18 protein-coding genes and 1 tRNA gene are annotated in these 25,734 nt (G+C 72.0%); 6 read left to right on the top strand and 13 right to left on the bottom strand.

Going from position 1 to position 25,734, the window contains the following annotated elements; translation table 11 throughout:
• The first annotated feature begins 58 nt into the window (after window positions 1-58).
• Window positions 59-1,054, top strand: coding sequence for an NAD(P)H-quinone oxidoreductase (locus tag MXD61_RS02815; protein ID WP_248811292.1), 996 nt, complete (start codon window positions 59-61; stop codon window positions 1,052-1,054).
• Window positions 1,055-1,190: 136 nt separating this feature from the next.
• Entirely contained in the window at window positions 1,191-1,778 is a 588-nt protein-coding gene (locus tag MXD61_RS02820) for a bacterial proteasome activator family protein (RefSeq protein ID WP_248811293.1), read from the top strand.
• Between the two features lie 28 nt (window positions 1,779-1,806).
• Here MXD61_RS02820 and MXD61_RS02825 read toward each other — a convergent pair whose 3' ends face one another.
• From MXD61_RS02825 to MXD61_RS02835, 3 genes are all read right to left on the bottom strand, one after another.
• The gene (locus MXD61_RS02825; RefSeq protein WP_248811294.1) at window positions 1,807-3,219 is read right to left on the bottom strand and encodes a metallopeptidase TldD-related protein; all 1,413 of its coding nucleotides are present in this window, start codon (window positions 3,217-3,219) and stop codon (window positions 1,807-1,809) included.
• The gene (locus MXD61_RS02830) at window positions 3,216-4,790 is read right to left on the bottom strand and encodes a TldD/PmbA family protein (protein ID WP_248811295.1); all 1,575 of its coding nucleotides are present in this window, start codon (window positions 4,788-4,790) and stop codon (window positions 3,216-3,218) included. The genes MXD61_RS02825 and MXD61_RS02830 overlap by 4 nt, the downstream gene beginning before the upstream one ends.
• Before the next feature lie 355 nt (window positions 4,791-5,145).
• Complete coding sequence (locus MXD61_RS02835; RefSeq protein ID WP_248811296.1) at window positions 5,146-5,952, bottom strand: Cof-type HAD-IIB family hydrolase; 807 nt, start codon at window positions 5,950-5,952, stop codon at window positions 5,146-5,148.
• Window positions 5,953-6,029: 77 nt separating this feature from the next.
• On the opposite strand from MXD61_RS02835, the gene MXD61_RS02840 reads away from it, so the two are divergent.
• The gene (locus MXD61_RS02840; protein ID WP_248811297.1) at window positions 6,030-6,404 is read left to right on the top strand and encodes a phosphoribosyl-ATP diphosphatase; all 375 of its coding nucleotides are present in this window, start codon (window positions 6,030-6,032) and stop codon (window positions 6,402-6,404) included.
• Window positions 6,405-6,444: 40 nt separating this feature from the next.
• Complete coding sequence (gene hisG, locus MXD61_RS02845; protein ID WP_248811298.1) at window positions 6,445-7,293, top strand: ATP phosphoribosyltransferase; 849 nt, start codon at window positions 6,445-6,447, stop codon at window positions 7,291-7,293.
• A gap of 89 nt (window positions 7,294-7,382) precedes the next feature.
• On the opposite strand, the gene folE is transcribed toward hisG, so the two are convergent.
• The 5 genes from folE to dacB form a co-directional block, all read right to left on the bottom strand.
• A complete protein-coding gene (gene folE / locus MXD61_RS02850; protein WP_248811299.1) occupies window positions 7,383-8,114 on the bottom strand; it encodes a GTP cyclohydrolase I FolE in 732 nt (243 codons plus the stop codon).
• On the bottom strand, window positions 8,114-10,300 hold the full coding sequence (gene ftsH, locus MXD61_RS02855; protein ID WP_248811300.1) for an ATP-dependent zinc metalloprotease FtsH: 2,187 nt from the start codon (window positions 10,298-10,300) through the stop codon (window positions 8,114-8,116). The genes folE and ftsH overlap by 1 nt, the downstream gene beginning before the upstream one ends.
• A 216-nt stretch (window positions 10,301-10,516) precedes the next feature.
• A complete protein-coding gene (gene hpt, locus MXD61_RS02860; protein WP_374628361.1) occupies window positions 10,517-12,463 on the bottom strand; it encodes a hypoxanthine phosphoribosyltransferase in 1,947 nt (648 codons plus the stop codon).
• A gap of 94 nt (window positions 12,464-12,557) precedes the next feature.
• Window positions 12,558-13,676: a zinc-dependent metalloprotease gene (locus MXD61_RS02865; protein WP_248811301.1), complete on the bottom strand. Its 1,119-nt coding sequence runs from the start codon at window positions 13,674-13,676 to the stop codon at window positions 12,558-12,560.
• A 104-nt stretch (window positions 13,677-13,780) separates the two neighbouring features.
• Window positions 13,781-15,202, bottom strand: a complete 1,422-nt coding sequence (gene dacB, locus MXD61_RS02870; RefSeq protein WP_248811302.1) for a D-alanyl-D-alanine carboxypeptidase/D-alanyl-D-alanine-endopeptidase — start codon at window positions 15,200-15,202, stop codon at window positions 13,781-13,783.
• A gap of 555 nt (window positions 15,203-15,757) precedes the next feature.
• Here dacB and MXD61_RS02875 point away from each other — a divergent pair.
• Window positions 15,758-16,312, top strand: coding sequence for an inorganic diphosphatase (locus MXD61_RS02875; protein WP_248811303.1), 555 nt, complete (start codon window positions 15,758-15,760; stop codon window positions 16,310-16,312).
• 241 nt (window positions 16,313-16,553) lie between these two features.
• Here the strand turns inward: MXD61_RS02875 and MXD61_RS02880 are convergent.
• Window positions 16,554-16,625: transfer RNA gene (locus tag MXD61_RS02880), tRNA-Thr, on the bottom strand.
• Between the two features lie 300 nt (window positions 16,626-16,925).
• Here MXD61_RS02880 and MXD61_RS02885 point away from each other — a divergent pair.
• Entirely contained in the window at window positions 16,926-17,660 is a 735-nt protein-coding gene (locus MXD61_RS02885; protein WP_163548077.1) for a response regulator transcription factor, read from the top strand.
• A gap of 33 nt (window positions 17,661-17,693) precedes the next feature.
• Here the strand turns inward: MXD61_RS02885 and MXD61_RS02890 are convergent, their stop codons facing one another.
• From MXD61_RS02890 to topA, 4 genes are all read right to left on the bottom strand, one after another.
• Entirely contained in the window at window positions 17,694-18,551 is an 858-nt protein-coding gene (locus MXD61_RS02890; protein WP_374628363.1) for a stage 0 sporulation family protein, read from the bottom strand.
• 142 nt (window positions 18,552-18,693) lie between these two features.
• Complete coding sequence (locus tag MXD61_RS02895; protein ID WP_248811305.1) at window positions 18,694-20,031, bottom strand: DNA polymerase III subunit delta'; 1,338 nt, start codon at window positions 20,029-20,031, stop codon at window positions 18,694-18,696.
• Window positions 20,032-20,098: 67 nt separating this feature from the next.
• Window positions 20,099-22,453 (bottom strand): dTMP kinase, encoded by a 2,355-nt coding sequence (tmk, locus tag MXD61_RS02900; RefSeq protein ID WP_248811306.1) that lies wholly within the window; start codon window positions 22,451-22,453, stop codon window positions 20,099-20,101.
• Window positions 22,453-25,635, bottom strand: a complete 3,183-nt coding sequence (gene topA / locus MXD61_RS02905; protein ID WP_248811307.1) for a type I DNA topoisomerase — start codon at window positions 25,633-25,635, stop codon at window positions 22,453-22,455. Before topA ends, tmk begins: the two co-directional genes overlap by 1 nt.
• Window positions 25,636-25,734 lie beyond the last annotated feature (99 nt).

The raw sequence follows: 25,734 nt of genomic DNA on the forward strand, positions 1-25,734 counted from the left end.
CTGGCGCCGCGAGGTCGGGATGGGCGCGTGCGGCCGGGTGGCGTCGTAGCGTGGGCGCATGCGTGCGGTGACGATGTCCACCTTCGGCGGCCCCGAGGTCATGTCCGTCCAGACGGTGGCCGATCCGCCACCGCCGGGGCCGGGCGAGGTCACCCTCGACGTCGTCGCCACCGCCGTCAACCGGGCTGATCTGCTGCAGCGGCAGGGGTTCTACGCGCCGCCGCCCGGAGCGTCGGAGATCCTCGGGCTGGAGTGCTCGGGGCGTGTCGCGGCCGTGGGACCGGAGGTGGTCGGTCTCGAGGTCGGCGACGAGGTCTGCGCGCTGCTCAGCGGTGGCGGGTACGCCACCCGGGTCACCGTGTCGGCCGGCCAGGTGCTGCCGGTGCCCGCCGGGGTGAGCCTGGTGGAGGCGGCCGGCCTGCCCGAGGTCGCCGCCACCGTGCACTCGACGGTGTTCGGCGTCGCCGGGCTGCGCGACGGTGAGGTGTTCTGCGTGCACGGTGGGGCGTCCGGCATCGGCACGTTCGCCATTCAGGCCGTGCGCGCGCTGCGTCCCGCCTGCGTGGTCGCCACGACCGCCGGAAGTCCCGCGAAGCTCGAGCGGGTCCGTGCCCTCGGGGCGCACCTCGCGGTGTCCTACCGGGACGAGGACTTCGTCGAGGTCATCCGCGCGGCCACCGACGGGCATGGCGCGGACGTGATCCTCGACAACATGGGCGCCGCCTACCTGCCCCGCAACGTGGCGCTGCTGGCGACCGGCGGGCGTCTGGTCGTCATCGGCCTCCAGGGCGGGGTGAAGGGGGAGCTCAACCTGTCGGTGCTGCTCGGCAAGCGGGCCGCGGTGCACGCCGCCTCCCTGCGGGCCCGGCCGGCAGGGGAGAAGGCGGCCATCGTCGCCGCGGTGCGCGCCGAGGTCTGGCCGGCGGTGGAGAGCGGCGGGATCCGGCCGGTGATCGACCGGGTGCTGCCGCTGGCCGAGGTGGTCGAGGCCCATCAGCTCCTTGCCGACCTTGGCCACGTCGGCAAGGTCGTCCTGACGATGCCGTCGTCCTGACGATGCCGTCGTCCTGAGGATGCCGTCGTTCTGACGAGGTTGTCGTTCTGACGGTGCCGCCGTCGCGTGGCGGGGCTGTCACCTCCGGCGTGGGACCGCTGCTCGATGGTGCGCCGCAGCGGGCAGGATAGGTGCCATGACGGATCAACCGGAACCCCGCGTCGTGGTGGTCGGGCCCGACGGAGCGTTGCACGAGGCCGTGCCGTCGGCGGCAGGCCACCGCGGCGAACCCGCGACCACCGCGCAGGAACTGGCCGAGGCGGGTGCGGCGGCGGACACCAACGTCGCGTCCGAGCTGGTCTCGCAGCCCGACAAGGTGATGCGCATCGGGACGATGATCAAGCAGTTGTTGGAGGAGGTGCGGGTCGCTCCGCTCGACGACGCCAGCCGGGTGCGGCTGCGCGAGATCCACCGCAGCTCGATCCGTGAGCTGTCCGAGGCACTGGCCCCGGCGCCGCGGGCCGAACTCGAACGGCTGCTGTCGCCGTTCGAGGATGACGTCGTCCCGTCCGACGCGGAACTGCGGATCGCGCAGGCACAGCTGGTCGGCTGGTTGGAGGGCCTGTTCCACGGGATGCTTGTGGTCCAGCAGGTGGCCGACCGGGCCCAGCTGGCGGAACTGCGGCGCCGGGCGCTGCCCAGCGGGGCCGGACTCCCGGACGGAGCCCAGCCCCAGCAGGAGCAGGGCGGCGGCGAGTCGTTCGGCCGCGGCGCCTACCTCTGAGCGGCCCGCGGCGCCGTGCGGAGTCAGGTCAGCTGGCCGGGCTGACCGAGCTCATGTTGAAGTCCGACACCCGCACCGGCGGCATCCGGGTCAGGGTGAACCAGTCCGCCCATTCCCGGGGCAGGGTGCGGGTGGTCGCACCGATCTCGGCGGTGCGACCCAGCAGGTCCACCGGTGACTCGTTGAACCGGAAGTTGTTCACCGCCCCGGTGACCTCGCCGTTCTCCACCAGGTAGACGCCGTCGCGGGTGAGACCGGTCTGCAGCAGCAGCTCGGGGTCGACCTCGCGGATGTACCACAGGCTGGTCAGCAACAGGCCGCGGCGGGTCGAGGCGATCATCTCCTCGAGTGACGCGGTGCCCCCGCCGTCCAGGGTCAGGTTCTCGATCAGTGGCGTGGCCGGGCCGTCGGCGAGCCGGGCGGAGGCCCGGGTCTGGACGAGCGCGGCGAGCGCGCCATCGCGAATCCAGTCGGTGGCGCCGAGGGCGAGCCCGTTGTCGAACACACTCGACATCGCCGACGACGAGGTGGCGGTCACGAACGGGGTGGTGGCAAGCTCCGGGTCCGCCGGATCGCTGGACAGCCGCAGCCCGGCCGGCCCGATCGACTCGCCGAGCCTCGTCCCGCCGCCGGCCCGGCTGAACACGGTGCGACCCTCGGCCGCGTCCCGTCCAGCCGCCGCCCAGTACAGCCCGACCATCAGGTCGCCCACCGCCGACGGCGGCAGCAACGTCTCGTAGCGTCCGGCGGGCAGCTCCACCGGACGTTCGCACCAGGCCAGTCGGGACGTGAGCTGGGCGTGGGTGGCGGCGACGTCCACGTCGGTGAAGTCGCGGGTCGACTGGCCGTGCCAGACCGATCCACCGGCCACCGCGCTCTTGGCGTTCCACTCGACGCTGCCGGTCGGCTCGCTGTGACGCAGCCGCAGACCGGTGGACGTGCCGAGCCAGGTGGTCGTGATCCGGTGCTCGGCGAAACCGAACAGGCGCTGGCCGGCCGCGCGGGTGCGGCCGAACGCCTCGGCCAGGTCGCGGGCGAAGGTGGCGAACACGGCGGTGTCGGTGCGGGTGGCGGGCTCGGTGAACATGTCCGCGGCCGGGGCCGCGGCGGTGCTCGCGGGGGAGAGCAGGTCGGCGTAGTCCTCGGCGTCGGCGGCCGCGTGGGCGGCCTGCTCGGCGGCCCGGACCAGGTCGGCGAGCCCGTCCGGATCACTGGGGGTCGAGGCGGAACGGACACCGAAGGAACGCCCGACGACGCTGATCACCGTGATCGACCGGTCGCGGCTCGCCCCGTTGGTGGTCAGCGTGTTGTTCGCCCAGCGCAGGTTCACCGCGCTCGACTCGGTGGCGATCACCACGCAGGCATCGGCCCGGGACAGCGCCAGCGCCTGTTCGACGACCTCATGGGCCGCCCGCGCCGCCAGGATGGGTGGGTGACTCATCGGCCGGCCTCCCGCCGGGTGTTGAGGACGTTGACCCCGCGAAACAGCGCGGACGGGCAGCCGTGGCTGACCGCCGCGACCTGACCCGGCTGGCCCTTGCCGCAGTTGAACGCCCCACCGAGCAGGTAGGTCTGCGGGCCACCGACAGCCTCGAGCGACCCCCAGAAGTCGGTCGTCGTCGCCTGGTAGGCCACATCGCGCAGCTGGCCGACGATCCGCCCGTCCCGGATCTCGTAGAAGCGCTGGCCGGTGAACTGGAAGTTGTACCGCTGCATGTCGATCGACCAGCTCTTGTCGCCGACGACGTAGATGCCGCGCTGGACCTGACCGATCAGTTCCTCGGTGCTCGGCCCGCCGGGCGCCGGCAGCAGCGACACGTTCGCCATCCGCTGCAGCGGCACATGCCCGGCGGAGTCGGCGAAGGAGCAGCCGTTGGACGCCGCGGTGCCCAGCGCCGCGGCGTTACGGGCGGCCATCGCCCGGTCGAGCTGGTAGCCGACCAGCGTGCCGGCGCGGACGATGTCGAAACGCCGGGTCGCCACCCCCTCGTCGTCGTAGCCGATGGTGGCCAGACCATGCGGGGTGGTGCGGTCACCGGTGACGGTCATCGCCGGCGAACCGTAGCGCAGCGTCCCGAGCTGGTCGAGGGTGGCGAAGGAGGTGCCGGCGTAGGCCGCCTCGTAGCCCAGCGCCCGGTCGAGTTCGGTGGCATGGCCGACCGACTCGTGGATCGTCAGCCACAGGTTCGACGGATCGATCACCAGGTCGTAGCGCCCCGGCTCCACCGAGGACGCCTTCGCCTTCTCGGCGAGCAGCCCCGGGATGATCTCGACCTCGCCGTCCCAGTCCCAGCAGCCGGCCGCGGGCCCCGAGACCATCCACTCCCAGCCTCGACCGACCGGCGGGGCGATGGTGCGCATCGACTCGAATCCGCCCCCCGGATCGACCCGGATGGCCTCGATCTGGCACAGCACCCGCACCCGCTGCTGGGTCGTGTCGGTACCGGCGAGATCGGCGTAGTACTTGTTCTCCAGCACCGCCTCGAACTGGCCCTCGACATGGTCCACGTCGGACGCGCCGTACAGCGTGCGGCACAGCCCGCCGACCCGCTCCACCCGCTCGCCCGGGTCGATGGCGAACGGGTCCGCCACGTAGGCCGACACCCAGCTCGCCCGCTGGTGCACCGGCTCCTCGGCGAGTTCCACCGGCTCGGAGTTCAACGGCGCCGCGACCTTCGCCATGGCGACGGCCTCGCGGGCCAGCCGCACCGCCTCGTCGGTGGTGAGGTCGACCCCGGCGGCGAAGCCCCAGGCGCCCTCGTGCACGACCCGTACGGCGAGCCCGACGGTGGCGCCCTCGTGTCGGCTTTCCAGGGAGGCGTCGCGGAAGGACAACGCCGACTCCCGCAGCCGTTCGATGCGGATGTCCGCGTGCGTGACGCCCAGATCCCGCGCGGTCTGCAGGGCCGCATCGGTGAGCGCGGCCCGCGGGAGCGCGAGGAACTCGGCGTCGATCTCGTGCGCCGGTGCTCCACCGGGCGGGTGCGGATCGGGGTGGACGGGTGTCGCCATACGCCTATCCTGGCCCCCGCCGGACGCCGCCGTGCCGCCACCCGCCGCCGCGGCTCCGCCGCCGTGTCGCCGCGGCTCCGCCGCCGTGTCGCGGTAGCTCCGCCGCCGTGACGCCGCTGTGTCGTCGCGACACCACCGTGATGTCGCGACGGTGCCGGCCGCAGGGTCGTCCGGGGTCCGCCGGCTGGTGATGGCGACATTTCCTCGTGCTTTCCGGCGGGCGTCCGGTGGGTCGGTCGTGAATTCTTTTGAAAAGCAGGATATTCCAGCTGTTCTGGCGACCTGGTTGATGCAGTGGAAACAGGCCTCGACTTCTCGTTCCCGGACTTCCGGCGGCCGGTGAGAAGGCGCGGGTTCACCCGTCGGCCGGATACAGCCGTTCCAGGACGAGCGCCACGCCGTCCTCGTCGTTGGACGCGGTGATCTCGTCGGCGGCGGCCAGGACGTCCGGATGGGCGTTGGCGACCGCCACCGCGTGCCCGGCCCAGGCGAACATCGGCAGATCGTTGGGCATGTCACCGAAAGCGATCACGTCCGCGGCGGACAGTCCATGTCGGGCCGCCAGCTCCGCCAGCGCCACCGCTTTGGACACCCCGGCTCCGGCGATCTCCAGCAGGTCCGTGCAGGACGTGGTGACCACCGCCTCCGTGCCGGCCAGAGCGAGAATCGCCTCGTAGACCTCGGTGAAGGGCAGCCCGCCGGCCCTGCGGACCAGCAGCTTCGTCGCCGGCAGCGCGGTCAGCAGCTCGGGGTAGGCGCTGACCAGCTCCTCGGGATCGGGCCACATCGTCTCGAAGGCCGCCTCCCGGCCGAACCTCCCGCCGCTTTCCACCGCGAAGGACGCGTCGGGCACCGCGGCCCGGATGCCGTGCGCGAGCCGCAGCGCGGTGGCGACGGCCAGCTGGCGCTGACTGACGGTGACACCCGCATCAAGATCGAAAACCAGGGCGCCGTTGGCGCAGATCGCCAGGCCGCCGACCGCGGCCTGGGTGGCGATGTTCGCCATCACGCGGCTCGGACGCCCGGTCACGAACACGACGGTGGCGCCGTGGTGACGCACCCGCCGCAGCGCCGCGCGGGTGCGCGCCGAGACGGACCCGTCGCTGTGAATCAGGGTTCCGTCGAGGTCGGTGGCGACAAGGGCGGGCGGGGACACAGTCATCCAGTCAACAGCATTCGCGCCGGCCGCGGGCCCGACGAGACGGATTGACGCGGGCGGGCGCAGGTAGCATGCCGGTCATGGTTCCTGCCGATCGGCCCGGCTCGTCGCCGTCCGCGTCCGTCGACCGGTCCGCGGTGGGCGACAGCGCCCCCGCCGCGGCGACCGCCGGAACATCGCACGCATCACGCGGAAAAACATTTGACGAACTCTTTGTCGAGGTCACCGGTAAATGGCAGCGACGGGAGTCCGGTTCGAGCACGGTCGCGGCGCTCGACCGGGGCGTTCACCATCTGGGTAAGAAACTGGTCGAGGAGGCCGCGGAAGCCTGGATGGCGGCCGAGCACGAAGGCCGGGAGCGAGCCGCCGAGGAGATCTCCCAGCTGCTCTACTGGAGTCAGCTGATGATGATTTCCCTGGGTCTTTCCCTCGACGACGTATACTCCCACCTGTGAACATCTCCCGGTGCATTCCTACAGACACTGAGTAGTGGCCATGCTTCGTATCGCGGTGCCCAACAAGGGGTCGCTGTCCGCGGCCTCCAGCCAGCTCCTGGCTGACGCCGGCTATGAGGCCCGGCGCGAGGCCGCGGAGCTCGTGGTCCTCGACGCCGAGAACGACATCGAGTTCTTCTTTCTGCGCCCGCGTGACATCGCTGTGTACGTCGGGTCCGGGCGGCTCGATCTCGGCATCACCGGCCGCGACCTCCTGCTGGACAGCAACGCCGCCGCGGAGGAGCTGCTCCCGCTCGGCTACGCGCACGCGACCTTCCACTACGCCGCCCCCGAGGGCGAGTATCCGGACGCGGACCATCTGCAGGGCAAGCGGATCGCCACGTCTTTCCCGGCGCTCGTACGGGCCGATCTCGCCGGTCGGGGCATCACCCCGGCGGCCATCGTCACGTTGGACGGCGCGGTGGAGACCGCCGTGCGCCTCGGGGTGGCCGACGCGGTGGCCGATGTGGTGGAGACCGGGCGCACGCTGCGGGCCGCCGGGCTGGAGCTGCTGGGCGAGCCGGTGCTGCGCTCAGAGGCGATCGTCATCGTCAAGCGCGGGTCGACGCTCTCGGCGGCCCATGAGCGGCTGCTGCGTCGGGTGCAGGGTGTGCTCGTCGCCCGCCGGTACGTGATGATGGACTACGACGTGCCGACCGCGGTGCTGGAGAAGGCCTGTGAGATCACTCCGGGCTACGAGTCGCCGACGATCTCCCCGTTGCAGCGGGAGGAGTGGGTCGCCGTCCGGGCGATGGTGCTGCGCGCCGATGTGAACCGCACGATGGACAACCTGTGGGACCTGGGCGCCCGCGGCATCCTGGTCTCCGGCATCCAGGCCTGCCGCCTGTGACACACGGCTGCCAGCCCGCGCTCCGCGGGCGGTGAGCCGGCGGCGGGGAAGGTGTCTTCTCGCCCGCGCCGCCGGCTCGCCTGGTGTGCCTAGTGCCGGCCGCCGCGCAGGATGAGGGACATGCCCTCGCTGCGGGTGGCGGTGCTGAGGAACTGACCGCGCACGGCCGAGGTGACCGTGGTCGCGCCGGGCTTGCGTACACCGCGCATCGACATGCACAGATGCTCCGCCTCGACGACGACCATCACCCCGCGGGGTTCGAGGACGTCGACCAGGGCGTCGGCGATCTGCGAGGTCAGCCGCTCCTGTACCTGCGGGCGCCGGGCGTAGAGATCGACCAGGCGGGCCAGCTTCGACAGGCCGGTGATCTGGCCCCGGTTGTTCGGGATGTAGGCGACGTGCGCCTTCCCGGAGAAGACGACCAGGTGGTGCTCGCACAGCGACGAGAAGTCGATGTCACGCACGAGCACCATCTCGTCATGGCCCTCGTCGAAGACGGTCGTGAGCACCTCGGCCGGTTCGCGACCGAGGCCCTCCACCGCCTCCCGGTAGGCCCTGGCCACGCGGTCCGGCGTCTTGCGCAGGCCCTCACGGTCCGGGTCCTCACCGATGCCGATGAGCAGCTCGCGCACCGCTCGGGCCACCCGGTCATGGTCGAAGGGGCGGACCTGGCGGGGCCGGCCCCGATCCCGCACCTGCGCGGCGGTGAGCTCGCCCGCCACGATGCTCCCGGGCGTCACCGCGCTCCCGGCGGCCGTCGGGAGCGGGTCGAGCACTTCGGCGTCGACCGAGGCCAGCCCGTTGGTGGAGTCGGACGTCATCAGCGACGTCTCCTCTCATCGTCGCTCGGCCAACTCGGCGGAGCCCAGGGGTTCGCGATCCGCGGCTGCCCCTCCGGAGCGGAACCGTCACCGGCGGGGGGCGGACCGAGGGGACCCTGGGGATAACCGTGACCCCCGGCCCCGCCATTCCCACCATTGCCACCGTAACCCGGACCGCCGTTACCGCCACCGTTGCCGCCGTAACCCGGACCACCGTGCTCGGCACCACCGGGACCGGGGCCACCGGTAGCAGGACTCGGGTCCTTGACCAGATCCGCCACGCTGCTGGGAACGAGACCCAGCTCGGCCGGGGTCTGCACCGGCGGCCGGTCGGACGGAATTCGCCGACCGACACCGGTGTAGATGCCGCGCACAGGGCGCTTCTGCACCGTGGCGAAGATCTCTTCGACCTGGTCCTTGCTCAGGGTCTCGATGTCCATCAGGCGCAGCACCAGGTTGTCCAGAACATCCCGGTAGGTGACCAGGACCTCCCAGGCCTCGTCGTGGGCGGCCTCGATGAGCCGGCGCACCTCGACGTCGATCTCGCTGGCGACATCCTCGGAGTAGTCGCGCTGATGCCCGACCTCCTTGCCGAGGAACACCTCGCTGTTCTCGGTGCCGAACTTGATCGCCCCGAGCCGGTCGCTCATCCCGTACTGGGTGATCATCGCCCGGGAGATCTGGGTGGCCTTCTCGATGTCGTCGCTGGCCCCGGTGGTCGGGTCGTGGAAGACGAGTTCCTCGGCCGTGCGCCCGCCGAGCAGGACGGCGAGCCGGTCGAGCATCTCCGACCGGGTCGAGAGGTACTTGTCCTCCAGCGGCAGCTGCATGGTGTAACCCAGCGCCCGACCGCGCGGCAGGATCGTGACCTTGTGAACCGGGTCGGAGTTCGGCAGCGCGTGCGCGACGAGGGCATGCCCGCCCTCGTGGTAGGCGATGCGCTTCTTCTCCTTGTCGCTCATCGCGCGGGTCTTGCGCTCCGGCCCGGCCATCACCCGGTCGATCGACTCCTCGAGCAGCGCCGAGGAGATGAACTTCAGGTTGGACCGGGCGGCGAGCAGCGCCGCCTCGTTCAGCACGTTGGCGAGATCCGCACCGGTGAAGCCGGGCGTGCGCCGGGCGATGACGGTCATGTCGGCGTCCGGCCCGATCGGCTTGCCCTTGGCGTGCACCCGCAGGATCGCGGTGCGCCCGAGCAGGTCCGGCCGGTCAACGACGATCTGGCGGTCGAACCGGCCAGGCCGCAGCAACGCGGGGTCGAGGATGTCCGGGCGGTTCGTCGCCGCGATGAGGATGACCCCACCCTTGACGTCGAACCCGTCCATCTCGACGAGCAGCTGGTTGAGGGTCTGCTCGCGCTCGTCGTGCCCACCGCCAAGACCCGCCCCGCGGTGGCGGCCGACGGCGTCGATCTCGTCGACGAAGATGATCGCCGGGGCGTTGGCCTTGGCCTGTTCGAAAAGGTCACGGACCCGGCTCGCGCCGACACCGACGAACATCTCGACGAAGTCGGACCCGGAGATCGAGTAGAACGGCACCCCGGCCTCACCGGCGACCGCTCGGGCGAGCAGCGTCTTACCGGTGCCGGGCGGGCCGTAGAGCAGAACACCCTTGGGGATCTTCGCGCCGATGGCCTGGAACTTGCCCGGGTTCTCCAGGAACTCCTTGATCTCCTGCAGCTCCTCGATGGCCTCGTCCGCGCCGGCGACGTCGGAGAAGGTCGTCTTCGGCGTGTCCTTGCTGACCAGCTTGGCCTTGGACTTGCCGAAGTTCATGACCCGGTTGCCGCCGCCCTGCATCTGGTTCATGAAGAAGAACAGCAGCAGGACCACGAGCAGGACAGGCAGGAGGTTGAGCAGCAGCGAGACCAAGATGTTCCCGCGGTCGACCGACACGTCGTAGTTGACCCGCTTGTTGCGCAGTTCGTTGGCGAGGTTGACGCCCTGCTCACTGACGTAGGACGACTCGTACTTCTTGCCGTCCTTCGTGGTGATCTGGATGAGCTGTTTGGAGTCCTGGAGCTTGGCCTTCGTGACCTGGCCGTCGTCGATCTGCTGCTGGACGAAGTTCAGGTCGCGCTTGCCGTACTCACTGGGGCCCGACAGGACACCGGTCGTGAGGATGATCACGAACAGCACCAGGAGCAGCAGTGGTACCCAGCCGCGGAAGATTCTTCTTGGAGTCATCTGTCTGGAGCACCGGACACGAGCGCTCCGCCCTCCTGACGTGTGTACTGCCCTCGATCGGGATTCCCTTGTGCCGAGGGTACCGCCGGTGCGCGTGTCTCACCGCGCGCACATCCGACCAACGGATCGGCGGCCGGCGCTGTTCCGAGTGACGGGATGGTCGTTGTGAGTGACGCCACGGTGGTTTCGGGGTGGCGTCGCGGTCGGGTGGTCCGCTCAGCCCGGCGCGCCGCGTTCGATGGCGGCGGGAGTCAGGGTGCCCACAAACGGCAGGGTCCGATAGTACTCGGAGTAATCGAGTCCATACCCGACGACAAAGGCGCTGGGAATGTCGAAACCGACGTAGCGCACGTCCACGTCGACGGTGATCGCCTCGGGCTTGCGGAACAGCGCCAGCACCTCCAACGAGGCCGGCCCCCGCGACCGCAGGTTCTTCAGCAGCCAGGACAGGGTCAGCCCGGAGTCGATGATGTCCTCGACGACGAGAACGTCCCGGCCCTCGATCGAGCGGTCCAGATCCTTGAGGATGCGCACCACGCCGGAGGACGACGTCGAGGACCCGTAGGACGAGACCGCCATGAACTCCATCGTCAACGGGACGTGCAGCGCCCGGGACAGGTCGGCCATGACCATCACGGCGCCCTTGAGCACCCCGACGAGCAGGATCTCCCGTCCGGCGTAGTCGGCGTCGACCCGCGCCGCCAGTTCCGCGATCTTCACCGCTATCTCGGACGAGGACACCAGCACCTCGTCGATATCGGGATGTCCGCTCCCGGGATGTCCGCTCCCGGGATGTCCGTTCTCGGGATGTCCGTTCTCGGGATGTTCGCCCTCGGCGGTTGTTGTCGCGACCTGACTCACAGGATCGTCCTCCTCCGGGTACGCCGGCTCCTGGTCTGCTGACAGGTCCGGGTCTCCTGACAGGTCCGGGGTGCCCGGCAGGTGCTGGTTCCCCGGCGGGTGCGGGTCCGCCGCCGGGAGCCATCCCGCCGCCGAGGGCCATCCCGCCGCCGCCGAGTTCCACCCCGTCGGCGCGGTGGTGGGAACCCGCGGGCCGGTCAGGGTGATCCGGTCGTCCCAGCGGCGGGCGAGCACACCGGTGGGCAGCGGCACCGGCTTCTGGCCACGCCAGCGGGTGACGAGATCCTCCACCGCCCAGACGTGTTCGGCGCGCAGCGCCGACGCCGACGTCCCGACCTCGAGCGCGGCCCGGCGCAGCAATCGACCACGGATCGCCGTGGGCAGCGCGGCCAGCGCCGCGACCGTGAAGGTGACCTGACCACGCCCGGTCCCGCCGACCTGACCGGCCTGGTCCGGATGGGGCCGGTCATGACGGGCCTGGTTCTCGTCGGCGCCGTGGCTGGCGAGCGTGGCGTAGACCGCCGCGGCGGCGGAGTCCAACGCGTCCGCGTCGGCCCGGAGCAGCTCGGCGCCGCGGGCCAGGGATTCGGTGATGCCAGGGCCGAGTTCGGCCTCCAGCAGCGGCAGCACACTGTGGCGGACCCGGGCCCGGGCGAAAGCGCGCTCGGCGTTGCTCGGATCATCCCAGAAGGCCAGGTCGAGTGCCTGACAGGCGGCGCGGGTGTCGGCCCGGCGCAGCTCGAGCAGCGGGCGCCGCAGAAGCCCCAGCCGCGGCCGCATCCCCCCGAGCGAGCGGGCACCGGCGCCCCGGGCCAGCCGCAGCAGGACCGTCTCGGCCTGGTCGTCGAGGGTGTGCCCGAGCAGGACGGCACCGGCGCCGAGCCGGGCCGCCGCGTCGAGCAGTGCCACGCGGCGGGCGTCCCGGGCCAGCCCCTCGGAGCGCGCGGTGTGCGCGACCAGCACCTCGGCCGGACGAAGGCCCAGGTCACGCCCGCGGGCGGCGACCTGTTCGGCCCGGGTCGCGGACCCGGCGTCCCAACCATGGTCGACGATCAGCAGACCGGCCCGCAGCGCCCGGCGTGGTGCGACGAACGCGAGTGCGGCCGCCAGCGCCCAGGAGTCGGGCCCGCCGGAGCAGGCGGCGAGCACCAGCGCGCCAGGTTCAAGATCATCGATGGCTGTCCGTACCGCGAGGCGCACCGCGGCGACCGCCGGATCGGGCCCTCGCGTGGTGCGACCGCCCGGACCCGGGTGTCGCGGGTCGGTCGTCCACTCACCGGGTACCGGTGCCGAGAAGGGCACCGGCTCTGGCGGGTCGCCGTCGGCGAGGGCAGCGGTCACCGACACCGCCGGTTGGCACTGCCACCGGCACCCAGGTGCACGCGGACCGACCGGCTCACGCCGAGATGGACGGGCGACTGCCCAGGACGCGTTGCATCCACGCGGTCGGAGCGGTGAGCTCCGCCCGGGTCGGCAGGGTCGTCGGGGACTCCCAGACGACGTTGAAGCCACCCACCCCGGCCTCCGAGACGACGGCCCGCACGAAGGCGCCACCCTGGCGGTACTGCTGCATCTTGAGGTCCAGGCCGAGCAGGCGGCGGACGAAGCGGTCGATCGGTGAACCGCCGTCACGACGGCCCTCGAACCGCGAGCGGATGTCGGCCACGGTCGGCACGACCCGCGGCCCCACCGCGTCCATCACCTGGTCGGCGTGCCCCTCGAGCAGGGTCATCAGGGCCTGGAGCCGATCGAGCACGGCGCGCTGCGCGGGGGTCTGCAACGCCTCGACGACGCTGGGGCTGTCGGGCCCACGGTCGAACACGGCGCCGCGCACGGCCGTCACGGCCGAGCGCACCCGGTCGGCCAGGACATCCGGGTCCAGGTCGGTGGCCTGGATGAACGCCGAGATCTCGGACTCCAGGTGGCCGCGCAGCCAGGGGACCGCGGTGAACTGGGTGCGATGGGTCTGTTCGTGCAGGCAGACCCACATCCGGAAGTCCCGCGGGACGACGCCCATCGTCGCCTCGGCGTGCGCGATGTTCGGCGCGACCAGGCTGAGTCGACCGGTGGCCATGGACACCCCGTCGGCACCGACGAGCCCGTCGGCCAGGTACTCCTGCGGGGGGAGGAACACCTCGAACTGCCCGAGCACCTTGCCGGCCAGGTAGGCCAGGGCCGTGCCCAGCTGGACGCCGGTGACCCGGCGCCCGACGGCGGCGGAGAACCGGCCCCGCTCCTGCTCGGAGAGCTTCGCCAGCAGCGGGGTGGTGAGCACCCGCAGGCCGGCGACGTTGGACCGCACCCATTCGGGCCGGTCGACGACGTTGATCGGGGTGACCGCGCCCACCGGCGACAGATGGGTGTAGTCCTCCACATGGCGCTCGGCCTCGACGGCGAGGCGCCGCAGTTCGGCGACCACGTCGGCGGCCTGCTCCCGGGTGATCTGCGGGCCGGGGCGGACCAGCTTCTTCGCCGTCGTCACGGCGAGTTCCCAGTCGACCAGCTCGGCGTCCACGAAAACGAGCGTACCGGGCCCGCCCATGGTCTGCCGCCGCGTCGGGTCAGCCCGTCCCAGGAAGCCCGCCTCATGGGCGGTTCCGGCCGCCCCGTGGGGCGCGGCTAGCGCACCGGTGGGTTGCTGACGGTGGCCGGAGCCGGGCGGCAGCCGCAGCCGGCCAGGGCCGAGGTGACCCGGTCGAGCGCGGCCTTGGTCGTACTGGCCTCCTCGGCCGGCGACAGGAACGCGAACAGCAGCAGGCGACCATCGGCGTCGACGACGTCACCGGCGATACCGGTGACATTGCGCAGAGTGCCGGTCTTGGCCCGGATCTGGCCCGCCCCGGCGGCGCTGTCAGGGGTGGCGTACCGGTCGGCCAGGGTGCCGGAGAAACCGGCGACGGGCAGCCCGGTCAGCAACGAGCGCAACGCCGGACGATCGGTGCTGCGCGCGCCCAGGCGCAGCAGGGTCACCAGGGTGGCCGGTGGAACCCGGTCGTTGGTCGACAGACCACTCACGTCCGAGATGGCCGTGCCGGTGCCGGGGATGCCCAGGTCTGCGAGGGTGGTCGTGACGGCCCGCGTCGCGCCGTCGAACGACGCCGGCAGACCCCGGTGGCGGGCGAGCAGCCGGCCGAGGCTTTCGGCCAGGTCGTTGTCCGATTCGGCGAGCATCTTCTCGACGAGCAGCCGCACCGGGGGACTGTCCACCGTGGCGATCCGACGGGCCGTCGGATCGGCGGTACCCAGACCCATCGAGGCGACCTGGATGCCCGCGGCGGCCAGCGCCCCCGCGAACACCGTCGTCGCCGTGGCGGCGGGCTGCGGGGAACGCGGCCCGGTCGCGCCGGGCGCGGCCCGGCCGGCGTCGACGGTGAGGGCGGACACCGGCTCGACGTCGCCGTCGGTCACGTAGTTGTCGCGCCAGCCGGGCGCCCGGTCCGGGCCGGTGAACAGCGACGCGTCCCCGAGGAGCCGGGCGACGGACGTGATGCCCGCCGCCCGGACCTGGGTGACCAGATCGGCGAGCCGGGCGGGCGCCGGATAGACGCCGGGATCGATCGTCGGTGCCGCCGTCAGCGTCGGATCGCCGCCGCCGACGAGCCACAACGTGCCGCCCGGGGCCGTCGGCGCGCCGCCGGCCGGCGGGCTGTAGAGCACCGTGGTGCGCAGCCGGGTGTCGGGGAAGGTCGCGAGCGCGGCGGTGGCCACCGCCGTCTTGAGGGTGGACGCCGGCATGGCCGGTTCCTGGCCGCGCACGTCGAGCAGCACCCGGCCGGTCAGCGCGTCGACGACGTAGGCGGCCGGCCCGGCCAGCAGTGGATCGCTCAGGCTCGGACCGAGCCGGGCGGCGACGGCCGCGGGATCGGCACCGGGCGCGGCCGGGTCGAGCCCGGTGAGCGCGGCGACACCGGGGCGCCCCGGCCCGGCTCCCGGTGGCGCGGCGGAGCCTGCGGTGGGGGCGGCGCTCAGCGAGCCCGCGAGCAGGGCTCCAGCGATCGCGGTGAGCCCCCCGACCCGAGCGGCGGACGCGGCTGACGTCACAGCTGAACACTACGCAATCGGCCCGGGCCCGACCCGCCGACTGCCCGGGAGGGTGAGCGATGGGTCGCCTGCCCGGACACGTCCGGGTGCACGCGGGTGCACGCGGACGCGGGCCGGTGGGCGGGGGCGCGTCCGGCTCGGTCGGGGGCGTGCGGAGTGCGCCGTGACGTCCGCAGTGGCGGATGCCCGGTCGCTGTGTCACCGTATGGCGCGAGGTCACCGTATGGGGTGAGGTGGTAGTCCGCCCCCCGGGAGCGGGCCGTCGGCGGGTGCCCGATGCACCGGCCTGTGGTCCGGGTCCAACCGCCGTCCTCACCGTCGTTGGTGTCGGCGTGTCGCCGCATCATGACAGTGGACCGAGGAACGACCGGTGCAGCTGTGGTGATGCTGACCGTGTGGTTCGGGTGGGCGGTGGCTTCCGGGACACTGGGTGGGCTGCGGTCATCGCCCGCGATGCCCGACCGGTGTCGACCGGCTGCCCGGCAAGCCGCCGTGGGCCGGCGCAAGGCAGTGCACACGCGTGCGCCGTCCGGAAGGGTCCGGACGTGCCCGATCATGAAGGAGACAGGGAGCGGAGTGGACCTCGAGTTCGATGTGACCATCGAGATCCCCAAGGGGCAGCGCAACAAGTACGAGATGGATCACCACACCGGGCGCATCCGGCTGGACCGGATGTTGTTCACCTCCACCCACTACCCCTCGGACTACGGCTTCATCGAGGGGACACTCGGGCGGGACGGCGACCCGTTGGACGCGCTCGTCCTGCTGGAGGAGCCGACCTTCCCGGGGTGCCTGGTGCGGTGCCGGACCATCGGCATGTTCGAGATGACCGACGAGAAGGGCCCGGACGACAAGGTCCTGTGCGTGCCGGTCGGTGATGTCCGGCAGGAGCACCTGCGCGATCTGCGCGACCTGCCGGAGTTCGACCGGCTGGAGATCCAGCACTTCTTCGAGGTCTACAAGGACCTGGAGCCCGGCAAGTCGGTCGAAGGCGCGTCCTGGGTGGACCGCGGCGACGCCGAGAAGGAGATCCTGCTCTCGATCACGCGGTTGCGTGAGTCCGAGGAGGCCGGATCGCACGACCAGGGAGCCGAACCGAAGTCCGCCTGAGCGGTCCCGGCGCGGCGGCGCCTCCTCACACGCTGGTCCTTGTCCGGTCAGCCGTCTGGGGAGGCGTCCCATCGTCGTCGGACGGGTGGCCCCGATCCGGCTCTGGCCTGGACTGTGCGCGGTGGGTCGCCTTCGTGCGCGGTCGCATCGAAGCGGCGGATCGAGGGTTGTCGGCCGTGCCAGCGGCGCGAGCGCACCATCTCGCGAATGCCCGGCGAAACCGCTGGTACTACGGGGTGTGAGCCGGAGGCGGGGATTGAACCCGCGACCTATCGCTTACGAGGCGATTGCTCTGCCACTGAGCTACTCCGGCGAACGGTCAGGAACTGCTGACCGTGCTCGAGTATGCCAGACGCCGCGGCCGACCGGCGCCGACGGTGCTCGACGGCCCGCGGTCGGGATGAGGGCGGTGGCATGGTCGGTGCGGTGCGCGGGTGGTGCGAAGTTGTCGTTCACGTAACGTCATGACCATGGCCGATGGTGGCCGGCATGTTGCGAAGCGTCTCGGTCGCATTAGCTTAATGTTACAAATTCGCACTCTTCGCCTGTCGAACGGTGCAAATCTCCACCCCGGTCGAAGTGGTTCCGGTGAGGATGCGTAGGGTTTCGCTCCATGACCGGGGCTGGGGACGCTGCGCCTGCAGCGACGACGCGAGGAGCTTCTCTCCTCGTCGCCGAGGATGATGAGGCATCGCGGGTGGCGCTCGCGCGCAGCCTGGAGAGATTCGGCTATCGCGTGCTGGAGGCCGCGGACGGGGAGGCCGCCCTCCGACTGTTCCAGACCACGGAGATCGATCTTGTGGTGCTGGACGTCGCAATGCCACGTATGGATGGCTTCGCGGTGCTCAGCCGCCTGCGCCAGACCAGCGAGGTTCCGGTGATCATGCTCACCGGGCGGGCCGAGGAGGTCGACCGGGTGGTCGGCCTCGAGCTTGGCGCCGACGACTACGTGGTGAAGCCGTACTCGCTGCGGGAGCTGGTCGCCCGGGTGCGGGCGCGGCTGCGCCGCCGGCCGGCCGAGCCACCGCCGCAGCGGGCCGGCGATGGCAACGATCCGCTGGTCTACGGCGACGTGTCGATCGATCTGCGGGCCCGTGAGGTCGCCGTCGCCGGCGAGCGCATCGATCTCACCGCCCGCGAGTACGAACTGCTGGCCTTCCTCGCCCGCCATCCGCGGCGGGTGTTCAGCCGGGAGGAACTGCTCGAACAGGTGTGGGGAACCCGGTTCCAGGATCCGGCGACCGTCACCGAGCATGTCCGCCGGGTGCGCACCAAGGTGGAGGGACGGCCACCGCAGCGTCGACTGGTCACCACCCTGCGTGGAATGGGCTACCGCTTCGACCCGTGATCCGGGAGCTGCCGGGGCCGCGGGGATGAGCCGTCACGGGTGCCGCGGCCCGGTGGGTGGACGGGCGTCCGCCCGTCCCGTGGGTGGGTGGGCGGCGTCGTGTGCCTGCCGGGAGGGGCAGACCGCGGCCCGATCGCAGGCGACCCGACCGCCCTCGTCCAGGGCGACCACCACCTGCTGACGGGGCACGTCGTGCCGCACGACCTGGCCCTCACCCGTCGGGGTGCAGGCCCGCTCGCCGACGGCGGGCACCGCCCGGGTGAACTCCTCGTACAGCGGATGCTCGTAGCGCAGACAGCACATCAGCCGGCCGCACGCACCGGTGATCCGCATCGGGTTGAGCGCGAGGTTCTGCGTGCGGGCCATGCGCAGGCTGACCGGTTCGAAATCGGTCAGGAACGTCGCGCAGCACAGGTCGCGCCCGCACGAGCCGATACCACCCTGGACGCGGGCGCTGTCGCGGGCGGAGAGCTGTTCCAGCCGCACCCGGGCGGCGAGCGTCCGGTTGAGGTCACGGACCAGTGCGCGGAAGTCCACGCGGCCCTCCGCGGTGAAGTAGATCGTGTAACCGTCGGTCGCCGACACGTGATCGACACCGACGATCTTCATGTGCAGGTCGTGGTCGCGGGCGAGACGCCGGGCGGCCACCCGGGCCCGCGCCCGCCGACGCCGGGACGTGTCCGCCTGGTGCAGGTCGTCCGGACCGGCGAGCCCGCGCAGCACCGGCAGTTCGCCGATGTCCTGCGACACCCACTGGGCGGCCCACACGCAGGTGGCGACCTCGTCGCCGGCCTCGGTGGGTACCAGGACCCGGTCGCCGACGCGAGGCGAGAGGCTGCCCGGGTCGGCGTAGTACAGCCTGCCCCGGGGTGAGAACGCCACCGCGCACATCATCGGCATCCGCCGTCACCTGACCTGCGATAAGGATGTTGGGCCGGCCATCCGATCACAATAGGCCGGATTCGCCGGCCCGGCGCTGGTTCGCCCCGCTCGCCCGAGGCCCGATGGCCAGCGGGTCAGGCGTGCCAGTGGGTCAGGCGTCGCGCAGGGCGAGGGTGAGGGACTCGACGGCCAGCAGCGGGACGAGCCCGGGGTTGTCGGCCAGCGCCGTGCGGGTGGCCAGGACCGCCTCGAGGCGGCGCAGGGTCTGCTCGGCTGTGGCGGCGGCGGCCAGACCCGCCGTCTCGGCGGCGTGATCGGGATGGATCGCCTCGACGGACGCGCCGAGCTGCTCGGCGAGGACGTCGCGGTAGAGCCCGGCGAGGTCGACCAGGGCCCGGTCCAGGGTGTCGAGCACGGTGCGGCGCCCGCGGCTCTTCTGGTTGCGCTCGAGCTCCTTGAGCGCCCCCGCGGCGCCGCGCACGACCATCGTGCGGCTCTTCGCCCCGGCCTTCGACGCCTTCGCCGAGCGGGATTTCCCGCCGACCGCCGTCGCGCCGACCCCCAGCGCCGTCTTCAGTGACTCCGTCTCCGCCTCGTCCCGCACCGAGTTGGCGGCCTCGGCGTCCGCGTTCGCGACGTCGACCAGGTCCGCGGCCGCCGCCAGACACGCCCCGACCCGGCCGAGCCGGGTGGGAATGCGCAGCACCGCCGCGCGGTGCGTCCGGGTGGCCTCGTCGCCGGCCAGCCGCCGGGCGAGGTCCAGATGCCCCTGGGACGCCTGGGCCGCGACCTGCGCGGATCGTTCGTCGGCACCCTCGCGGATCAGCATCGCCCGGACGTCGGCGGCGGCGGGCAGCCGCAGCGAGACCGTCCGGCAGCGGGACCGGATCGTGGGCAGCACATCCTCCACCGAGGGCGCGCACAGCAGGAACACCGCCCGCTCCGCCGGCTCCTCCAACGCCTTGAGCAGCGCGTTCGCCGCCGCCTCGGTGAGCCGATCAGCGTCGGTGAGCAGCAGGATGCGCCACCGCCCGGCGCTCGGCGCGCTCGCGGCGTCGCGGACCAGCGCCCGGATGTCCTTCACCCCGAGGGAAAGCCCCTCCGGGGTGACGGTTCGCAGGTCGGTGGCGGTGTCGGTGAGAACGGTGTGGCAACCGGCGCACTCGCCGCACCCCGGTGGCTCGCGCTCGCAGGTCAGGCTTGCCGCGAACGCCCGCGCGGCCTGCTCCCGCCCGACCCCGGGCGGCCCGGTGAACAACCACGAGTGCGTCATCCCCGACCGGGACGACCTACCCGCACCCGGTGGTGCGGTGTCGGTGGAGGACTCGGTGCCAGGCCCCGGACCGGTGGGGTCCGGCACCGCGTCCGCCTCGGCGGCGCTGTCGTACGGAGAGGACGCCGGACGTAGCGCGATGGTTGCGGCGCCCGCGGCCGCGCGCAGGGTGGCGACGACGGAATCCTGGCCCACCAGGGCATCCCAGACGCTCACCAGACCATCATCCCCCGTCAGCCGCCGTCGGGTGAACGCGCCATCGCCGCCGGCTGTTCCCGCCCGCTCAGGCCGGGACGGACGCCGTCTCGCGGACGAACCGTCGGGAGACCGCTGCCCGGATCTCGGCCTGGATCTCCTCGGCCGGTCGATTCGCGTTCACGACCAGGTACCGCGAGGACGCCTGCTGGGCCCGTTGGCGCAGAACCGCCCGAATCCGCTGATGCTGCGCCAGGTCGACACGGTCGGCGTCGGCGCGGCCGGCCTCGGCCTCGGCGGGGGTGCCCTGGCGGGGAACGCTGGGATGGGCGGCGGTGTGGGTGGCCGGGGTGGCGTCGCGGGCGACGGCGACGTCGGCGGGCAGGTCGAGCAGGACGGTCAGGTCGGGGATGAGGGCCCGGGTCGCCCACTGGGCGAGCAGGGCCAGTTCCGCGGCCTCGACACCGCGGTCCGGGTCGGCGAAGGCGATCGAGGCGTCGACGTACTGGTCGGTGAGGACCACCGCGCCCCGGGCCAGTGCCGGCTCGATGACCCGGGCGACCTGCTCGGCGCGGTCAGCGGCGGCCAGCAGCGCCTCGGTGCGGGCGTGCAGGCGATGGGCCGGGTCGAACAGCAGGGCGCGCAGGCCCGCGCCGGTCTCGGTCGCGCCGGTGCCGGTGGTCGCGACGACCTCGCGGCCGTGCTCGCCCAGCCATGAGCGCAGCAGCGCGATCTGGGTGGTCCGCCCGGCGCCCTCGATGCCCTCGACGGAGATGAACAGCCCACTGTGCCGGGGCCGGACGGGCACGGGTCGCCGTCCCCGTAGCGCGTCCCACAGTTCGGGCCAGACGGCGACGCCGGCTCGGTCGTCCATCTGCCGGTAGGCGAACAGGCCGACAGTCACGGCGAGCAGACCCCCGCCGAGCAGAACGACGGTGACACCATCCGCACGCACGGTGACCTTGCCGAACAGGTGGATGCCGTGCGAGCCGATCAGCCCGACCAGCCCGGGGGCGGCGGCGAGCACCAGCAGCAGGTCGATCCGTACCAGGGACTGGACCAGGGCGAACGTCCGTCCACGCAGTTCGTCGGAGACCTCGGCCTGCAACAGCGTGTAGCCGGTGACCCAGGCGACCCCGGCGAACGCGCCGACCGCGACCACCAGGATGCAGGCGATCACCAGGTTGGGAATGACCGCGACGACGATCAGGGTGATCCCGGCGCCGGTCACGCAGACGCCGAACAGCCTGGTCCGGCTGTAGTCACCGAGAAGTTTCGGACCGGCCGCCATCCCACCGGCGAGGCCGATGAACACCGCGCCGAACAGCACGCCGTACGCCGAGTCGCCGCCACCGAGGATCTCGACGTACAGGCGGCCCAGCGCGATCACACAGCCGGCGCCGGCGAAGCCGCCGAGGATGCCGACGACCAGGCCGCGGACCAGCCGGTCATGGCCGACGAAGCGCCAGCCCTCGGTGATCGAGGCGAGGAAGCCGACCTCGGTGCCGGGGGTCTCGGGGCGCTCGGCCCGGCCGATCCCGGGCAGCCCCCAGATCACGATGGCCGAACCGAGGAAGGTCGCGGCGTTGAAGTACAGCGCGAGATCGACGGACGAGTCGCGGAAGAACGACACGCTCGGGCCGAGGGTGCGTGAGATCGTCGCCAGCAGTGTGAAGATCGCGGCCGCCAGCGGTGCCGTGCCATACGTCATGATCAGACTGAGCGTGTTCGCGGCGGCGAGCCGTTCACGTGGCACCAGGTGCGGCACGCTCGCGTCCTTGGCCGGCGCCCAGACCAGCGTCACCGCCTCGACCAGGAACGAGGCGATGAGCAGCCATTGGAGGGTGCCGATGATCGGGATGGACGCGAACAGGCCGAAGCGGATCACATCGGTGACGACCATGGTCAGTCGCCGGTCCAGCCGGTCGGCGAGCGCGCCGGCGAGCGGACCGAGAACCATCGCCGGCATCAGCCGGACGATCAGCAGCGAGCCGACCGCGTAGGCCTGCCCGGAGAAGCTCTGCTGGAGCTGGGTGACCAGCGCCGTGGTGGCGAGCAGACCCATCCAGTCGCCGAGACTGGACAGGCTGAGCTGAATCCACATCCGACGAAACGCCGGGATGCGCAGCACCGCGCGAATGTCACTGTCGTCGCCACCCTGCAGCGGCGGTGGACTCGGCACCGTGGTGACCGGATGCCGGTTGGGTGTGCGCCCCGTCCACAGCCGCCACCGTCCCCACCGAGGGCCCCGGCCCCGGCCGCTGTCGTCGCTGTCGCCACCGTCGTCGCTGTCGCTGTCGTCGCTGTCGTCGCTGTCGTCGTCACGGCTGCTGTCGCTGGCGTTGCTGGCGACGGCCGGGCCGGGGTCGGCTGGTTCGGGGTCAGACGGCTCGGCGTCCGCCGTGTCGGCCGGTTCCCGGAACCGGCCGAGCGGCGGGACCATCAGCGGTCCTGGCCGGTGTCACCGGCGGCCGCCGCCGGTGCGCCACCCCCATCATCACCGCTGGCGGGGGGCTGGGCGGCAGGTGTCGCGTCGCTGCTGGCCCTGCGGGAGCGCGACGCCGCCGTCTTCGCCGTGGTGGACTTCGCGGCGGTCGACTTCGTCGCCCGGGGCCTGGTGACCTTGGCCGCCGACGCCGACGCCGACGATGTGGCCTCGGTTTCGGCCTCGGCGCTGGCGGCCGGGTCGCTCTTCGCCGTGCTGGCCTTCGTGGTTCTGGTGGTCTTGGCCGTCGTCGACTTCGTGGTCTTCGCCTTGGCGGTCGTGCTCTTCGCCGTGGCCGTGGCCGTGGACTTGGTGGTGCGGGTGGTGCGGGTGGTGCGCTTGGGGGTGGCCGGACCGCGGGCCCGCCGGTCCGCGAGCAGTTCGGCGGCCCGGGCATCGGTGATCGTCTCGACCGCGTCGCCCTTGCGCAGGCTCGCGTTGGTCTCACCGTCGGTGACGTACGGGCCGAACCGCCCCTCGCGGACGACCATCGGCTTGCCGCTGGCCGGGTCGGCGCCCAGCTCCCGCAACGGCGGTGTGGTCGCGGCCTGACGCCGTCCACGGGCCTTGGGCTGCGCGATCAGCGCCAGCGCCTCCGCCAGGGTGACGGTGAACATCTGCTCCTCGGACTCGAGCGAGCGGCTCTCCGCGCCCTTCTTGACGTACGGCCCGTACCGGCCGTTCTGCGCGGTGACCTCCTCGCCGTCCTCGGCGTTGCCGAGACTGCGGGGCAGGGAGAGCAGCCGGATCGCGTCCTCGAGGGTCAGCGTCTCCAACGACATGGAGCGCAGCAGACTGGACGTGCGCGGCGGGTCGGTGTCAGTGGTGACGTAGGGGCCGAACCGGCCGGCCTTGGCGGTGATGGTCGCGCCGGTGGCCGCGTCGACACCGAGTACCCGGTCGCCGCTGGGCGCGGCCAGCAGTTCGAGTGCGTGCTCGACGGTGAGCTCGTCGGGAGCGAGATCCTCCGGGACGCTGGCGCGGCCCTCCCCGTGCTGCACGTAGGGGCCGTAGCGCCCGACCCGGACGACGACGGTCGCACCGTCCTCGGCCTGCCCGAGCGGGATCGAGTTCACCTCACGGGCGTCGATCTCGCCGAGTCGCTCGCTGACCAGCGTCTTGAGGCCCGCGTCCGAGACGGGGGTGGCACCCTTGGCGCTGTTGGCGCTGGGGGCGGCGCCGTTGGTGCTGGTGCCGGTGCCGAAGTAGAACCGGGTGAGCCAGTCGGTGGACGCGGCGGTGCCGGCGGCGATCTCGTCGAGGTCGTCCTCCATCGTCGCGGTGAAGCGGTAGTCGACCAGCCCGCCGAAGTGATCCTCCAGCAGGCCGACGACGGCGAACGCGACGAAGCTCGGGACGAGCGCCGAGCCCTTCTTCCACACGTAGCCGCGGTCCTGGATGGTGCCGATGATCGAGGCGTAGGTGGAGGGCCGGCCGATGCCGAGTTCCTCGAGCGTCTTGACCAGGCTCGCCTCGGTGAACCGGGCCGGCGGGCTGGTGGCGTGCCCGCGCGGGGTCAGCGACCGGACGGTGAGCGCGTCCCCCTGCCGGACGTCGGGCAGTCGCCGCTCGCGGTCCTCGAGTTCGGCGTCCGGGTCGTCCGCGCCCTCGACGTAGGCACGCAGGAAACCGGGGAAGGTGATGACCTTGCCGGACGCGGAGAACTCGGCGTTCTCCCCGGTCGACGAGGTCGCGCCGAGGCGGATGGTGGCGGAGGTGCCGCGGGCGTCGGCCATCTGGCTGGCGACCGTGCGCTGCCAGATCAGCTCGTACAACCGGTAGGAGTCGGTGTCCAGTTCACCCCGCACCTCCCCGGGTGTCCGGAAGTGATCTCCGGCGGGGCGGATCGCCTCGTGCGCCTCCTGGGCGTTCTTGACCTTCTTGGTGTAGGTCCTGGGCTGGGCCGGGACGTACTCGGCGCCGTAGAGCGACTCGGCCTGCGCGCGGGCGGCGGTCAGCGCCGTCTCCGACAGGTTCGTCGAGTCGGTACGCATGTAGGTGATGTAGCCGTTCTCGTACAGCCGCTGCGCGATCTGCATCGTGCGCTGGCTGGAGTAGCGCAGCTTGCGCCCTGCCTCCTGCTGCAGCGTCGAGGTCATGAACGGCGGGTACGGCGAGCGGCGGTACGGCTTGGTCTCCACCGAGCGGACGGCGAACGCGGCGTCCGCCAGACGCTCGGCGAGCGCCTGCGCGCCCTGCTCGTCCAGCCGGGTGACGTTGGACGTGGTCAGCTCGCCGGTGGGGGCGAAGTCGCGGCCGGTCGCGACCCGGGCGCCGTCCAGGGCGACCAGGGTCGCCGGCAGCGGCGTGCGTTCCGGTTCCGCGCCGGGGGCGCGGGCCACGCTCGCGGCGAAGACGCCCTCGATGTTCCAGTACTCGGCCGAACGGAACCGCATCCGGGCCCGCTCCCGCTCCACCAGCACCCGGGTGGCCACGCTCTGCACCCGGCCGGCCGAGAGCTTCGGCATGACCTTCTTCCACAGCACGGGGGAGACCTCGTAGCCGTAGAGCCGGTCCAGGATGCGCCGGGTCTCCTGCGCGTTGACCAGGTTCTCGTTGATCTCCCGCGGGTTGTCGACCGCGCGGCGGATCGCCTGCGGGGTGATCTCGTGGAAGACCATCCGCTTCACCGGCACCGTCGGCTTCAAGGTCTGCAGCAGGTGCCAGGCGATGGCCTCGCCCTCGCGGTCCTCGTCTGTCGCGAGGTAGAGCTCGCTCGCCTCCTTCACCAGCGCCTTGAGCTTGCTGACCTGGAGCTTCTTATCCGGGGAGACGACGTACAGCGGTTCGAAGTCGTTGTCGACGTCGACGCCGAGGCGGGCCCAGGGCTTGCCCCGGTGCGCGGCCGGGACATCGGCGGCGCTACGTGGAAGGTCCCGGATGTGCCCGATGCTCGACTCGACCTGCCAACCCGGCCCGAGGTAACCGGCGATCGTCTTCGCCTTCGCCGGCGACTCCACGATCACCAGCCGGGTGCCGGTGCCGGGCGTGGGCGCGCCAGCACCCGCGCTGCCGGCCGCGCCGCTCGTCCCGGTGTCGGAACGGTCGTTCGCTGCGGGCTCGCTGGGCTCGGGGACAGAGGCGGAGGACCGGGTGGTCGTCCGGGGCGTCCGTGTCGTCGTGTTCGTGCGCGGTGGCACTTCTCTCCTCGGTGCGGCGTACGCATGCTCATGCGGCGTGCTCGTCTGACGTGCTCGTCCGGCGAGCTGGTCGGCTGGCAACGGGCTCGGCTGGCAAAC

It is taken from the genome of Frankia sp. AgPm24 (assembly GCF_023243055.1).
Lineage (GTDB): Bacteria > Actinomycetota > Actinomycetes > Frankiales > Frankiaceae > Frankia > Frankia umida.